Source organism: Paraburkholderia sp. RL17-337-BIB-A (assembly GCF_046025895.1).
In the GTDB taxonomy this organism is placed as follows: domain Bacteria; phylum Pseudomonadota; class Gammaproteobacteria; order Burkholderiales; family Burkholderiaceae; genus Paraburkholderia; species Paraburkholderia fungorum_C.
This window is the reverse complement of the sequence record NZ_JARESY010000002.1, coordinates 1,811,815-1,826,427: the sequence shown is the minus strand read 5'-3', so window position 1 is coordinate 1,826,427 and position 14,613 is coordinate 1,811,815. Positions and strand designations below refer to the sequence as shown.

The 14,613-nt window shown below is 63.6% G+C and carries 9 protein-coding genes; 3 read left to right on the top strand and 6 right to left on the bottom strand.

The features are described from left to right. Nucleotides 1–115: 115 nt before the first annotated feature. From P0D84_RS29035 to P0D84_RS29025, 3 genes are all read right to left on the bottom strand, one after another. Nucleotides 116–4,333: a CheR family methyltransferase gene (locus tag P0D84_RS29035; RefSeq protein ID WP_408342313.1), complete on the bottom strand. Its 4,218-nt coding sequence runs from the start codon at nt 4,331–4,333 to the stop codon at nt 116–118. 125 nt (nt 4,334–4,458) lie between these two features. Continuing rightward, nucleotides 4,459–4,740 (bottom strand): hypothetical protein, encoded by a 282-nt coding sequence (locus P0D84_RS29030; protein ID WP_408342311.1) that lies wholly within the window; start codon nt 4,738–4,740, stop codon nt 4,459–4,461. A 213-nt stretch (nt 4,741–4,953) separates the two neighbouring features. Next, entirely contained in the window at nt 4,954–7,107 is a 2,154-nt protein-coding gene (locus P0D84_RS29025) for a hybrid sensor histidine kinase/response regulator family protein (RefSeq protein WP_408346092.1), read from the bottom strand. A 235-nt stretch (nt 7,108–7,342) separates the two neighbouring features. Here P0D84_RS29025 and P0D84_RS29020 point away from each other — a divergent pair, with 235 nt between their 5' ends. Both P0D84_RS29020 and P0D84_RS29015 read left to right on the top strand, forming a co-directional pair. Next, complete coding sequence (locus P0D84_RS29020; RefSeq protein ID WP_408342309.1) at nt 7,343–8,893, top strand: FAD-dependent oxidoreductase; 1,551 nt, start codon at nt 7,343–7,345, stop codon at nt 8,891–8,893. 69 nt (nt 8,894–8,962) lie between these two features. Continuing rightward, nucleotides 8,963–9,145: a hypothetical protein gene (locus P0D84_RS29015; RefSeq protein WP_408342307.1), complete on the top strand. Its 183-nt coding sequence runs from the start codon at nt 8,963–8,965 to the stop codon at nt 9,143–9,145. A gap of 163 nt (nt 9,146–9,308) precedes the next feature. Here P0D84_RS29015 and P0D84_RS29010 read toward each other — a convergent pair whose 3' ends face one another. The 3 genes from P0D84_RS29010 to glgX all read right to left on the bottom strand — a co-directional run bounded on the left by P0D84_RS29010 (nt 9,309) and on the right by glgX (nt 13,876). Continuing rightward, nucleotides 9,309–11,300, bottom strand: a complete 1,992-nt coding sequence (locus P0D84_RS29010; protein ID WP_408342305.1) for an AI-2E family transporter — start codon at nt 11,298–11,300, stop codon at nt 9,309–9,311. 22 nt (nt 11,301–11,322) lie between these two features. Continuing rightward, nucleotides 11,323–11,502 (bottom strand): DUF2934 domain-containing protein, encoded by a 180-nt coding sequence (locus tag P0D84_RS29005; protein ID WP_408342303.1) that lies wholly within the window; start codon nt 11,500–11,502, stop codon nt 11,323–11,325. Between the two features lie 157 nt (nt 11,503–11,659). Then, nucleotides 11,660–13,876 carry a glycogen debranching protein GlgX gene (glgX, locus tag P0D84_RS29000; protein ID WP_408342301.1) on the bottom strand — a complete coding sequence of 739 codons (2,217 nt, stop codon included), beginning with the start codon at nt 13,874–13,876 and terminating at the stop codon, nt 11,660–11,662. 209 nt (nt 13,877–14,085) lie between these two features. On the opposite strand from glgX, the gene P0D84_RS28995 reads away from it, so the two are divergent. After that, complete coding sequence (locus P0D84_RS28995; protein WP_408342299.1) at nt 14,086–14,490, top strand: PRC-barrel domain-containing protein; 405 nt, start codon at nt 14,086–14,088, stop codon at nt 14,488–14,490. The last annotated feature ends 123 nt before the right edge of the window (nt 14,491–14,613 follow it).

The window sequence follows — 14,613 nt, the reverse complement described above, 5'->3', positions numbered from 1 at the left end:
GGCGCCCGTCGAACGGCCCTCGTCGAACGGCGGAAGGCCGAAGCCGTCGAGACAGGAAAGCTCAGTCGAGCGGCGGTAGGCTGAAGCCGCCGAGACAGGAAAGCTCAGGCCAGACTCAACGATTCGCAGTGGTGGCGCGCGCGATCTTGTCGAGCAGCGCCTGCAGCGAGACCGGCTTGCCGAGGTGGCCGTCGTAGCCCGCGCGGATTGCACGCGTGGCGTCCTGCGGCCGGCCGAAGCCCGACAGCGCGAGCGCCGGCACGGAGGCGGTAGCGGGCAGTTTGCGCAGCGCCGCGATCAGTTCGTAGCCGTCCATGCCCGGCATGCCGATATCGGACAGGATCAGATCGAACGGTTGCTGGGCGGCGACCGCAAGCGCGTCAGGGCCATTGGTTTGCGGCCAGACTTGCGCGCCTTCAAGTTCGAGCAGGCTCTGGAACGCCTGCAAACTTTCGACTGCGTCGTCAACCAGCAGAATCCGCATGCCCTTGAGCAAACTGACGTCGCCCGGCGTGTCGCGGCTTTCCGGTTGCAGCACGGTACTGTCGGCCGGCAGCCAGACGCGGAAACGCGCGCCCTTGCCAGGGCCGGGCGATTCCGCCTTCACATGGCCGCCATGCATTTCCGCGAGCTGTTTGACGAGCGCAAGCCCGATACCCAGCCCGCCGCTATGGCGCCGATGCGAGCCCTCGGCCTGACTGAACATGTCGAACACGTGCGGCAGGAAGGCCGGCTCGATGCCGCGCCCGGTATCCTGCACCTCGACACAGGCATAGCCGTTGTCACGCGAGAGCTTCAGGTTCACCCGTCCTCCGGGCGGCGTGAACTTCATCGCGTTACTGACAAGGTTCCACAGAATCTGCTCGAAGCGCACGGCGTCGGCGACGATAAAGAACGGCTCGGCTACCCCCTGGATAGCGACGCTCAACTGATGCGCCAGCGCATCGGCCTCGATCGCGCTGCCCATCGAAGCCGTAATCGCCGCGATGTCCACGCGCGAGCGTTCCAGTGCCAGCTTGCCCGTGCGCACGCGCGACAGATCGAGCAGGTCGTCGATGATCTTGGCGAGGCTGATCACGGAGCGGCGAATCGCATCGGCCGCATCGCGCACCACCGGCAGGCCCTGCGTCGACGGCGCGCGCTCGAGCATGTCCGCTTTCACGTGAATCAGATTCAGCGGGTTTTTCAGTTCGTGCGACAGCACTGCGAGGAATTCGTCCTTCAGACGGCTGGCCGCCTCCACCTTCTGGCGTACCGAGCGTTCAAGGGAAATCTTGCGCTGTTCGAGCGCCTCGGTGCCCTTGCGCTGCGTCAGATCGCGCATGATCTTCGCGAAGCCGCTGAAGCTATCCGACGACACCGGCGTCATCACGCCGCTGCAATAAAGCCGCGTGCCGCTTTTATGCAAGTACCAGCGCTCGTCTTCGACGCGGCCATCGTTCTGCGCGCGCTGCCGCTCCACCGAAGGCGCATTGGCTTCGCGCTCTTCCGGCAGATAGAGCCGGTCGAGCAATTGCTCCGCCATCTCGCTCTCGCTGTAGCCGAAGATTCGCTCCGCGCCCTTGTTCCACGTCACCACCCGGCCGTCGATATCCTGCACGATGATCGCGAAATCGTTGGTGCTTTGCGCGGCGAGATGCAAGCGCTCTTCGCTGATGCGCACCAGCTGCTCGGCGCGCCGCAATGCCGTGATATCGACGATGGTCAGCACCGCGCCGTCGATATGGTCGTCGGTCGTGCGATACGGCGAGAGGCGCGTCAGGAAATAGCGGCCGTCGACACCACGAATCTCACGTTCGATCAGCTGCAGCGAATCGAAAACGGTGATCGTGTCCTCAGCCATCCGCGGGTAGTCGAGCCGGTGCGTGATGTCGTGCAGCGGGCGGCCCACGTCGGAGGGAATCACGTTGAACAATTCGGTCGCGGCCGGTGTATAGCGCTTGATGCGCATCTGGCGATCGACGAACACCGTCGCAATGCCGGTCGAGGCGATCACGTTCTGCAGATCGTCCTTGGCCTTGCCGGTTTCCTCGATCTTGGCCTGCAACTCGGCGTTGACGGTAAACAACTCCTCGTTCAACGATTGCAGTTCTTCCTTGCTGGTCTCGAGTTCTTCGGTGGCCGCGCGCAATTCCTCGTTGATCGCCTGTAATTCTTCGTTCGATGCTTTCAGCTCTTCAGTCGAGGCCTCCGACTGCTCGACCGTGGAGCGCAACTCCTGCCGGGTGCGATGCAGTTCGTCCTCGAGGTGCCCGAGCAGCGAATCCTGCGCGGCCGGGCTGGCCGGCTGAACAGTTACCACGGGCGCGCTGGCTGCGCTCTCGTCGAACAGCACCAGCGCGAATTCCGGTGCATCCTCAGTGCGCCGGTAAGGGCGCACGATGATCCGCACGTGCGCCTCGGCGGTGAATTCGATCGGCTCAGTGACAATCTCGCCAGTGCTGCGCATGGCCTGAAACAGCGCCCCGCGCAATTGCAGGCGCAAGGCCGGATTGACCAGCATGATCAGGTTATACGACGGCTCGCCGCGCACGAAACGCAGGAAGCGGCCGGCGTGCTCGGACATATGCAGGATGTTCGCATCGGTATCGACCACGACGCTCGGCGGCGCGTACAACTCGAGAATGCGGTGATGCAAGGCGGAAAACGGCAAGGTCTGCGGCAGGGGCGGCGTCGGCCCGGCGCTGGCGGCGGCGCTCACCCCGCCGTGCTGAACGACCGGCATGCTGATCGGCGGCCGCACCGTGCTGGTGACCACGTTGGCGCGGTAAATACGATTCTTCTTGTCGACCGGTGTGAACAGTTCGCCCGCCGCCTCCGCGGATTCCGAACTGCCGAGCAGCAGATAGCCGCCGGGCTGCAACGCGAAGTGAAACATTTGCAGTACCTGGCTCTGCACGCTGCGATCGAGATAGATCAGCAGATTGCGGCACGACACCAGGTCGACACGCGAAAACGGCGGATCGCGCAGCACGTTATGCACGGCGAACAGCACCTTTTCGCGGATGCCTTTGGAGACGCGAAAGTGCGCGCGTTCCGGGGTGAAGAACTGGCGCAGTCGCTGCGCGGAGACATCCGCAGTGATCGACTCGGGATAGAGGCCCGCCCGGGCGAAAGCAATCGCGCGTTCGTCGATGTCGGTCGCGAACAACTGGACCGGTATCCCTTCATTGCGCTCCGGATGATCGGCGAGCAGCATGGCCAGCGAATAGGCTTCTTCCCCGGTCGCGCAACCGGCGACCCACACGCGCACCGGATCGTCCTCGGATTTCTTCTGGAACAGCTTCGGCACGATCTCGTGCTCGACCACCTCGAACGTTTCGCGATCGCGGAAGAAATTGGTCACGCCGATCAGCATGTCCTTGAGCAGCGCCGGGACTTCGTCGGGATGCGTGAGGACATAATCCTGATACGCCTGCAGATCGGGAATGCCATTGACCTGCAAACGGCGCTCGATGCGCCGCAGGATCGTGGCGCGCTTGTAGTGGCGGAAATCGTGGCCGGTGCGCGCGCGCAAGGTGGCGAGCACGCCCAGCAGAGCCCGTTCGGCGCTCGACACCGGATCGGGCTGCGCGACCGCGAGCGTTTCGGGTTCGTCGTCCGCCGGCGGCAGACGGATCGCGCGGGCGTTGTCGGCGAGTTCGCGAAGTTTGCCCGGCATCTCGGCCGCCGCCAGCGTCAGGTCGATCATGCCTGTCGCCATCGCGTTCTGCGGCATTTCCGGGTATTCGGCGTCCGCCGGCTCTTGCGCGATGGTCACGCCGCCCTGCTCCTTGATGCGGCCAATGCCGGTCGCGCCGTCCGCGCCGGTGCCCGAGAGCACGATTGCAATTGCCCGCTCGCGGTGGGCGTCGGCGAGGCTGCGGAAAAACAGGTCGATGGCGATCGGCCGGCCGCGCGGCCGGTCGACTTCCACGGGTTTCAGATGGCCGTCGTCGAGCGACAGATCGTGCGACGGTGAAATCACATACACGTGATTCTTTTCGACGGGCATGGCGTGCTGCACCTGGCGCACCGGCATGCCGGTGGCGTGCTGCAGAACCTGGTCGGCGCTGCTGGTATGGTCGGGAGAGAGATGCAGCACCACCACAAAAGCCATGCCGATGTCGCACGGCGCGTTCTCGAAGAAGCGCAGAAGCGCCTGCACGCCGCCCGCGGACGCACCGATGCCGACCACCGGAAAGTCCAGCTGGCCGACTGCACGCGCGGGAGCGGCCCCCGCCGCGGTATCCGGATTGTCGGCGTTCGTTGCTGTGCCTATCGGCGTGCTCGTCTGCGCGGTCGACTGCGTTTTTGTTGGAGACGCCCCTGCTTCACTACCCGCCATACTCATCCCTTGTGCGCTACCCTGCGTCTCAGCGCCCTCGCCTTTTGGCGGCAATGGGCCCGTGCGTTCCGCTCGCATTGTCGCGTGTGTTGCGTTGCATTGCAAAGACCGGCATGCCGCCCACTTCCTCCCTACTGCCCCTTGGTAGCGCTGCTGGCGTCTGCGCCCGGCGTACTGGTCGTATCGGTGGCCGGCTTCTTCGTCTGCTTCATGTGGTGTTGCTTCGTCGACTTATGCGCCATCGCGCCAGAAGCCTGCATGTCGCCGCCCTCGCGCGTCGCTCCGGCGTTGGTGCCCGCATTCGGGTCGTTGCCTGCCGGGCCGCCCCCGCCCCCGCCGCCGCTGCCCTGGGCCATTGCGAGCGACGACGCGGCGAGCAGTGTCGAGACGAGCAATGCGTTTCTGATCTTCATGGGTATTCTCCTGTCCGGAAAGAAGCGGGTTGCGCCGGCTGGTCCAGCCGGATACGCATCCTCGTCAGCCTCTCAGCAAGGCTTGTGCCGCGAGTCATGAAACGCTTCGAACACGGCTGGAAGCGCAGATGTGGGGCCGTCACGAACCGCTGTGTGTCATCGAAAGTAATCAGCGCCTTGATCGCGTCGGGCATGCCGACGAAGCTGCGAGCCCTAAGGTTGGCAGACCACCAGCGCGTGCAGTTCGTCGATGTTGAAGGGTTTGGCGAGTATCGCCACGCCGAGGCGGCGCGCCCGTTCGAGCTCGTCGGCATAGCCGGTCATCAGCGCGATCTTCTGCGCGGGCCACGCGCTGCGCACTTTCTCCGCGAGGTCGATGCCGTTGAGCTTGCCCGGCATCTGGATGTCGGACAGCACGAGTTCGAACTGGGCGCCACCGGTCAGCACGTCGAGCGCCTGGTCGGCGGTCGGTTCGTGCCGCACTTCGCAGCCGAAGGTTTCCAGCACGGCGGCTACGCCCGCCGCGACGTCTTCGTTGTCTTCCACCAGCAGCACGACGCCTTTTGTCATCGGCGCCGGCAGGTGCGCCGTTTCGGCGTCGGGCGCCGACGCCTTCTCGCGCTCGCGATAACGCGGCAAGTAAAGTCTGACCGTCGTGCCGCTGCCCGGCACGCTGTCGATTTTGGCCATGCCGCCTGCCTGTTCGCACATGGCGAGGACCTGGGCGAGGCCGAGGCCGGTGCCCGAGCCGCGCAGCTTGGTGGTGAAGAGCGGCTCGAAGGCGCGACGGGCGACCGCTTCGGGCATCCCTTCGCCGTCGTCGGAACAGGCGATCAGCACATATTCGCCGTCGGGCAGCAAGGTGTCGCTGCCCACCAGACGGTTGTTCTGGCAACGAATCACGAAGCGGCCGCCGCGCGGCATCGCATCGCGCGCGTTGACCGCCAGATTCATGATCGCGAATTCGAGGTCGATCGGATCGGCCAGCACCTGCCAGAGGTTGTCGACCATACTTAAGGTCATTTCGATGTTGTCGCCGAGCGCTGCGTCGATGAGCGGTGCGGCGCTCGGCAGCCATGTGGCGAGATCGACCGCTTCCTGCTTGAGCGGCTGCTTCTTCGCCACACTCAGGAGCCGCCGCGTCAGCGATTCCGCCGTGGCCGTGGCGGGCTCGACGGCCTGCACTTCTTTTTGCAGATTGTTATAGCGCTTGAGCCGCGCGAGTTCGGTGTTAGCCGACACCACCATCAGCAGATTATTGAAGTCGTGCGCGACATTGGCGACGAGATTGCCAAGCGCGCCCATGCGCTGCAATTGCCGGCTCGACGCCTCCGCGGAAAGACGCATGGCCACTTCGCCCTGCCAGCGTTCCCACGCGCGGCGCTCGCCGGCGAGCTGGCGCAGCGAGAAAAACACCAGCAGCCAGATCGCCACGCAGGGCACGGCCGTGAGCGCCGCGATCATCATGAAGTGCTGGCGCCACGCGCTGCCGATCGAGGCAGTTTCATACGCGCTCATCACATAGAGCGGATAGTCGCCGACGCGGCGAAACGCCAGCAGCCGTTCGATACCGTCGACCGTGGACTTCAGGCGGATGTGACCGAACAGCTGTTTGTCGCGCAAGGCCGCGGTGAATGCGCTCTGCGGGGTGGGCTGCGCGCCCTCGGCCCAAGCCGGATAGCGCACCAGCAGACTGCCGTCCTGACGATACAGTCCCAACGCGAGCGACGTATCGCCGTTGATCAACTCGCGGTAGAAGCGCGAAAAGTACTCGGTGCGCAGCGCCACGGACACCACGCCGAGGAATTGCCCATTCTCGCCGGACCGGCCGGTTGCGGTGTTGAACACATTGGTTTGCGACAGCGGCCCGAACATGGCCTGAGAAAAATACGGCTGCGGCCGCATCGCCTTCGCGGTGATGAAGTCTTCGCGGCGGCTGGTCGACATGACCGGCGCCGGGTAACTCAGGTTCGACACCAGCAGATCGCCGTTCGCGCCGAGCAGGTAAATCGACGCCACCTGCGGAAAGTCGCCACCGATTTGCCGCAGACGATCGTGCAGGCCGGCTTGCTGCGCGCGAATCCGCGCGTCGTCGTCATTGCCGAGCAGGTCGACGATACGCGAGGCCATTTGCTGGTTGAGGTCCAGCACCTTGACGGCCTGTTCTTCGGTCACGCGCGCGAGCCGGTCGATCATGTCGTTCGAATCGGCGATGCGGCGCTGGTAATCGAAATAGCCGTAACCCGCGAGACACGCAAGGGGGAACACAATCGAAACGGCAAGCACGATCAGCAGCACGCGCCGCGTCGCCGCGAAATTACGCGACGGCATGGGGACATCGACTGCGACACGCTCCGCACGTTGCACGGTCACGATCTCCATGAAAGGTAAATACAGGTCAGGGTGAGCGTACAAACTGCTCCCCACGCGCCACGCTGTTCGTGCGCTATTTCCTTTTCCCGGAATTTACCGCACTTCCGCCGTTCTCCCTAGGCCGGCGTGCGAGCAAAACGTCACACGTACAGCGGCGCGTGAGCAGGCACACGGTTTGCTGTCCCAAGGAGGTTCGGGGTGTCCGCTTATCTTCCACGAGGAATCGACCATGTCAACGTCTGCCCGATGCGTCGCGCAGCTATCGCAACTGCGAGCGGACCGCGCCGAACGCGTCGTGGTGGACGGCGAAAACATTCTGCTGGTGCGCGATGGCGACACCGTGCGCGCGTATGCGGCGGACTGTCCGCATGCCGGCGGACCACTGGAGAAAGGCGCGTTGTGCAACGGCCGGATCATCTGTCCGTGGCATAAGGCCATTTTCGATGTGAGCACCGGCGACGTGCTCGAACCGCCCGCGCTGGTCGCGCTCGACCGATATCCGGTGACGGTGACGGGCGACGAGGTGATGGTCACACCGGAGAAACTGCCTCAGCCGATGCGCAATGCGTCCGCGAAAAGCCCACATTTCGTGGTGATCGGCGCGGGCGCGGCAGGTGCCGCGGCGTGCGCGGCGCTACGTGAATGCGGTTTTACTGGCCGCGTCACGCTAGTCGGCGAAGAGCCGCACGCGCCCTACGACCGCACTGCGCTCAGCAAATTCGTGCCGTCCGGCGAGATGACACCCGGCGATGTGCCGCCCCTGCTTGCGCCGGATTGGCTCGCGCGGCACGACGTCGAACGTCTGGTCGCGAAGGTCGCGCGGCTCGATGTGCCCGGGCGCACGATCCATTTCGAAACCGGCGGCGAACTGGCGTACGACACCGCGCTACTTGCCAGCGGCAGCGTGCCGAAGATCCCATCCATTCCCGGGCATGACCTCGGCGGCGTATACGTGCTGCGCACGCTCGACGACGCCGCCACGCTCGTCGATGCGCTCGGCGAGGACGCCCAGAACGCGCAGGTCGTGATTCTCGGCAGCAGCTTCATCGGTCTGGAAACGGCTTCGTCGCTGCGCAAACGCGGCACGCAAGTCACCGTCGTTTCGCCGGAAACAATCCCCTTCGCCAGGCAGTTCGGTGAGCGCGCGGGCACCATGTTTCGCGAACTGCACGAGCGCAACGGCGTGGTGTTCCATCTCGAAGCAACGGTCGCCTCGCTCGAAGGCGAGGAAGGCAATGTGCATGAGGTGATGCTCGAAAGTGGCGAGCATGTCGCCGCTGATCTCGTGCTACTGGGTACGGGCGTTGCACCGGCCACCGGGTTCGTTGAAGGATTGCCGCTGCAAAAGGATGGCGGCGTGATCGTCAACGCGGGCATGCAGGCCGCGCCTCACCTTTACGCAGCCGGCGATATCGCCGTCTTTCCGCTGCATGAAGATCAGGAACCGGTGCGCATCGAACATTGGCGCGTCGCGCAGCAACATGCGCGCATCGCCGCCGAAAACATGTGCGGCGCGCGTCACCGTTACGTCGGCGTGCCGTATTTCTGGACCTATCACTTCGGCAAGCGCTTCGAATATCTCGGTCATGCGAGCGAGTGGGACGACATTGTGATCGACGGCGAGCTCGATCGGCAGAAATTCGTCGCGCTGTATGTGAAGGAGGAGAAGGTAGTCGCCGTGCTCGCCTGCGAACGCGAAGCGCAAACCGCGCAACTGATCGATGCGATGGGTAGCGGCTTGTCTCGCGCTGATGCTTTGAAAATCGTGCTGAGCGATTGACGCGAGGCATGCGGTGATTGAAGAGTCTGCCCGCGCGGTTTTCCGCGCTTACATGAAGGAGAAGTTGCCATGCCAGAGCACAAGGAAAAACATCCGCACGCCGACAAGACTGAGAAGCAGATCGACAAGGAAGTCGAAGACAGCTTCCCGGCTAGCGATCCACCTTCCACAGGTGGTACGACGAAGATCGTCCCCGATAAGGACGCCGCCTCGAAAAACAAGCCTTCGACCGGCAAGCCGGCAGGCCGCTAGGCGCCTCTACTTGACCCAGGCCGTCCGGCCAGGCTGCCGGGCGGCCTTTACAAGGTACTTGGAGGCGGATGGCAGGATGCGCTGGATGCAGCGGGTGTTTCCCGAGCATTAGATTCGCCGAACGGCGGTTGATGAGTTTCACCGCTCGAAGAGGCAATAAGGATCATCCATTGACGATGGCCAGTCCCGGATCCTCCTGGGTCACCTCGATCCGCCGGCAGGCGGCCAACACTTCCTGCAAGGAGCTGGCATAACAGTCCGCGCCCATCGCACTTTGCAGATCCGCACTCCACTTCTCCGTATCCTGCGCGGCCCACAACCCCACCACGATCGACACCTCCGGCAACTTCGCGCGAATGCGTCGGACCAGATAGCGCAGATGCGAAGGAATCCCGTCGATCTGCAGGTAGAGAATGCAAACGGTCCCGACATCGTCCGCCTCGAGGCTATCGATCGACGCCCGCGACGCGGCTTCATGCGGCAATGCCCGCGCCGCGAATCCGTGCTTGCCGAGTAACTGCAACAAGATCGTAGTCGCGAGCGGATCGAGCGGACCGCGACCGGGAATGCACAACACGCGATTCGCTGCCGCGTTCGCATCGCTGCCGCGCCCGTCTTCCGTAGCGCCCGTCGAGGTGGTCCGCAGCGCGCGCGGGGTGCCTTGCGCCTCGACTGCCGGCGTCATTGGCCCCGCCGCGCTCCAGTCGTCTTCCGTCGCTTGAGGTGCCGGTCTGCTGTCCTCGTAGCCGTCCAGACCGTCCACCAGGTCGTTCGTGGTCGCCTCGATCCGCGCAAGCTGGGCCGCCGTCACGCTGCCACGCGTCACGTCGTTGGCCGCGAGTTGCAAGCCCTTGATCGCCACTTCGTCGTAGTAAGCCGAGAGCGAGCGCTCGCGCAAGAGTGCTTCCGCTTGCTCGATCGCTTCGTCGGGATCGCCCGCAAGCGCTCGCTGGTAAAAGTTCTCTATCGGCGTCAGCGCCGGCTGATCGCCCAGCAGGACATCGAGAAACTCCAGGCGCCTCACGTGCCGTCCGAGCACCAGCAGGCATAAGGTCAAGGGTGTCGACAGAATCAACCCGATGGGCCCCCAGATCCAGCTCCAGAAAATCGCCGCGACAACGACGGAAAACGGCGAGAGCCCGGTGCTTCGTCCGTATAGCAGCGGCTCGACCACTTGCCCCACCACCAATTCGATCGTCACGAACAGCGCCAGCGACCAGATCGCCATGGTCCAGCCAGGACTCACGGCAGCGGCGAGCGCGGTGGCAAGTGTCGCGGAAATCCAGATGCCGACGTACGGCACGAGCCGCAACAACGCGGCGAGAATCCCCCACAAGATCGGACTCGGCACGCCGATGAGGAACAAACCCGCGCCGATCACCACCCCGACGCCGGCATTCAGGCCGAGTTGCGAAACGAAGTACCGGCTCAGGCGCCGCGCGGCTTCGTCCATCACGGTGGTTGTGCGATGCAGGTCGCGTGAACCGAACAGACGTATGGCACGGTCGCGCAGATCGTCGCGTTGCAGCAGGATCACCACCATCACGACGAATACGATAAACGCCGTCTCCAGCGGACTGATCGCGGGCGACACTACGCGCCGCGCGAGTTCGAACGGTGTGGGTACCGGTTCGCGCACTTCGACAGGCACGGCCGCAGGCGCGTGAACATTCGCGGGCGATGAAGCATTGCGCGATGCTTGCGGCTGGGGCGGTTCGACGGTCGCGCGTTGCAAGGCCTGGCCGGCCGCGCCCGCGAGCCGGTTCAGCTTGCCAATGGTCAGGCTGTGCGCGGCGTCCATCTTGCGCTCGATGGTCGCCTGATAACGAGGCATGCCCGCGGCAAGGTCGGTCAGCTGGGTAGCGATCACCGCGCCAAGCATGCCGATCACCGAGACCGAAATCACCACCGCGGCGAACACGGACGCGACATGTCCGAGCTTCAGACGTCCGAGCGCATTCGCCAGCGGCGCGACAAGGAAACTCAGGAGGATGGCGAGCGTGATCGGAATCAGCACGGCACGCGCAAAGTACAGGCAGGCAACGATGGTGACGCCGACCGCAATCGCGATCAAGCCGTCAATGCCGAATGCGGCAGGCGGTGCGTGAATGCGGGCGGCGGGCCGGGCGCCACGCGGGTCGGGGAAATCCTTCACGGCGTGTCCGTTCAGACCTCTTTCACTTCTTCTGCTTGCCAGTTACCGGGCCGCTTTCTACCGGCGGCGCTTCCTTCTCGACCTCGTCGCGGGCCTGGTCCCAATACTCGTCCGGTGTTCCCTTCGGATCCCCCGCCTGCTCCCAGAGGTAGTAGGCGCGTGTACGAATCTGTTCTTCCTTGGACGTTTGTTCCTGTTCCATTTGTTCACCCTCAGTTGGACCGGGCGGGAATCGACACCGGTTGCAGTGCACATCTGTCGCGGGATACGGCAGACGCGTGGCTATGCGGAATCGAGCAAGCGCTATGCCCGGCGCAGTACCTCGCGGCTTGCGCTCACGCCCAGCCTCAAGCTCCGTCTCACACTCCGGCGGGAGGGTCGTTTTCGTCAGTCGTAAGCTGCTCCTCCAGGCGGTCGAACACGCGTTGCGTCGCGCGACTCGGTGCTTCGAGTGCGAACAGCAGCAACGAACGGCCGGTCACCTGATACGCGTCGCCCGCACTGAATTGCGGCAACTCGGAACGCACCGGCATATTGGTGTCCAGCAGACACGTCCACTGATCGCCCTCGGGGATATCGGGCAGCGTGAAATTGACCACGTCGTGATGCGCGTTCAGCACCAGCAGCAAGGTCGCATCCGACGCGGGACGTCGAATGCCGCTCGCCTGAGCGCGTCCGTCGATCACGAGGCCGAAGCAGCGCATCGACGGATCGTCCCACTGTTCCTGCGAAAGATCGGTGCCGTCCGGCGAGAGCCAACGCGCGTCGTTCACCTCGAGCGCCTCGTTGTATTCGCCGCTGAGAAAGCGTCCACGCCGCAGCACCGGCAAACGATGCCGCAGCGTGGTCAGATTCTTGACGAACTCGATCAGCGCGCGCCCGTCGTCGTCGATGCCTTCCCAATCGACCCAGCTGATCTCGTTGTCCTGGCAATACGCATTGTTGTTGCCCTGCTGCGTGCGGCCGAATTCGTCGCCCGCGAGCATCATCGGCGTGCCTTGCGAGAGCAACAGCGTGGCGAGCAGATTGCGCTTCTGGCGCTCGCGCTGCTGACGGATTTCCGGATCGTCAGTCGGCCCTTCCACACCCATGTTCCATGATTTGTTGTCCGAGTGGCCGTCGTTGTTGTCTTCGCCGTTGGCCTCGTTGTGCTTGTCGTTGTACGAGACCAGATCGTTGAGCGTGAAGCCGTCGTGGGCGGCCACGAAGTTCACGCTGGCCCATGGGCGGCGCCCGCGACGATTGAACCTGTCGCCCGAGCCGGTCAGGCGCCTGGCGAGATCGGGGGCCTCCCCTTCGTCGCCCTTCCAGTAGCCGCGCACGGTGTCGCGAAAGCGATCGTTCCATTCGGCCCAGCCGGGCGGAAAGCCGCCCACCTGATAGCCGCCGGGACCACAGTCCCACGGCTCGGCGACCAGCCGCACGGAGGAGAGCACCGGATCCTGCCGGCAACTGTCGAGGAAGCCGCCGCCTTCGTCGAAGCCGTGCAGCTCGCGGCCGAGAATCGTGGCGAGATCGAAACGGAAACCGTCGACTTTCATCTCGGTCACCCAATAGCGCAGGCTGTCGGTGACCATCTGCAGCACGCGCGGATGGGACAGATTGAGCGTGTTGCCGGTGCCGGTATCGTTGATGTAGTAGCGCGGCTTGTCGGGCATCAGCCGGTAGTACGAGGCGTTGTCGATGCCTTTGAAGGAGATAGTCGGGCCGCGCTCGTTGCCTTCCGCTGTGTGGTTGTAGACCACGTCGAGAATGACTTCGAGGTTGGCGTTGTGGAAACGGTCCACCATTTCCTTGAATTCGCCCACCGAGTCGATCGATGACGCGAAAAAGCGCGGATCGGCCGCGAAGAAGCCGATCGTGTTGTAGCCCCAGTAATTGGTGAGGCCTTTGTCGAGCAGATAGCTGTCGTTGACGAAGGTCTGAATCGGCATCAACTCGACCGACGTAACGCCGAGGCTCTTGATGTAATCGAGCACCACGGGTTGGCCGAGTCCGGCGAAAGTGCCGCGCAGATTCTCCGGTACCTCCGGATGACGTTTGGTAAAACCGCGCACATGGGTTTCATAGAAAATCACGCGTTCCCAAGGCTGCGCATTGCGTTCCGGATGACTCCAGGAAAAGTTGGCGTCGACCACCTTGCATTTCGGCACGAAGGGCGCGCTGTCGCGCTCGTCGAATGACAGGTCGCCCTCTTCCGAATCGAGCGTATAGCCGAAGATTTCCGGTGCCCATTTGAGCTCGCCGATATGGGCCTTGGCATAGGGATCGAGCAGAAGCTTGTTCGGATTGAAGCGATGCCCTTTCTCAGGTTCATAAGGACCGTGGACCCGATAGCCGTACACGGCACCCGGTTTGAGATTCGGCACGAACACGTGCCAGACCTCGTCGGTGTACTCCGGCAGCTCGATGCGTTCAATTTCCGTTGCGCCGGTTTCGTCGAACAGACACAGTTCGACCTTCGTTGCATGCGCGGAGAACAGCGCGAAGTTGACACCGCTTCCGTTCCACGTCGCACCGAGCGGGAAAGGCGTGCCTTCCGCGATGCGCGTGGAGTAGTTGGCCTGGGATGACATAGAGATTCCTGTGGAAGCTAAAGGCGCTAACGCGCGTGTTTGAAGTGTGCAAGCTTGCTGACACAGCAAATTCCAGACCCGGACATTGGGCGCATGGCTTCGGGGTGCCAAGGCACAATTTTTGCAGCCCGCAAGGTGAGAGACGACCCATGGCCCGCACTACGCGTGCCTATCAGGGACACACAACAGACACAGGGAGAACAATCATCATGCGAACCATGTCAACCAAACCGCTCGTTGCAGCAGCGCTGCTCCTCGGCACGCTGGCGGGCAGCAACGCCACGTATGCCCAGGGTGCCCCGCAAGCCATCACCGAGAAACGTACGGACGTCGTTCAGCTGGCGAGCGGCTATCGAGCCTCGAAGCTGAGCGGCGCGGACGTTTACAACAAGAACAAGGACACCATCGGCACACTGGACGATCTGATCGTTTCGCCGAGCGCGGATCGCAGCACGTACGCGATCCTGTCGGTCGGCGGTTTTCTCGGCATGGGCAAACATCTTGTCGCCGTGCCGTTCACCGACTTGCAGATCAACAACCGGCGCGTCGTTCTGCCAGAGGCGACAAAAAAGTCGCTCGAAGCGCTACCTGAATTCAAGTACGCGCCGGAGTGAAAGAACAATGCAACCGGCAGCGTTGTCACGCAGCGCACCGAGCATTCTGTTAACCGGTTGCCATGGACCGGCGCGCATCGGCCGGGCGGTGAAGATCGCCGCGCCCGCTGGACTGACGCGTGG

Bases quoted from the DNA above. Each gene is read 5' to 3' on its own strand.
- P0D84_RS29035 (WP_408342313.1), bottom strand. From the start codon at position 4,333: ATGAGTATGGCGGGTAGTGAAGCAGGGGCGTCTCCAACAAAAACGCAG.
- P0D84_RS29020 (WP_408342309.1), top strand. From the start codon at position 7,343: ATGTCAACGTCTGCCCGATGCGTCGCGCAGCTATCGCAACTGCGAGCG.
- P0D84_RS29015 (WP_408342307.1), top strand. From the start codon at position 8,963: ATGCCAGAGCACAAGGAAAAACATCCGCACGCCGACAAGACTGAGAAG.
- P0D84_RS28995 (WP_408342299.1), top strand. From the start codon at position 14,086: ATGCGAACCATGTCAACCAAACCGCTCGTTGCAGCAGCGCTGCTCCTC.
- glgX (WP_408342301.1), bottom strand. From the start codon at position 13,876: ATGTCATCCCAGGCCAACTACTCCACGCGCATCGCGGAAGGCACGCCT.
- P0D84_RS29005 (WP_408342303.1), bottom strand. From the start codon at position 11,502: ATGGAACAGGAACAAACGTCCAAGGAAGAACAGATTCGTACACGCGCC.
- P0D84_RS29030 (WP_408342311.1), bottom strand. From the start codon at position 4,740: ATGAAGATCAGAAACGCATTGCTCGTCTCGACACTGCTCGCCGCGTCG.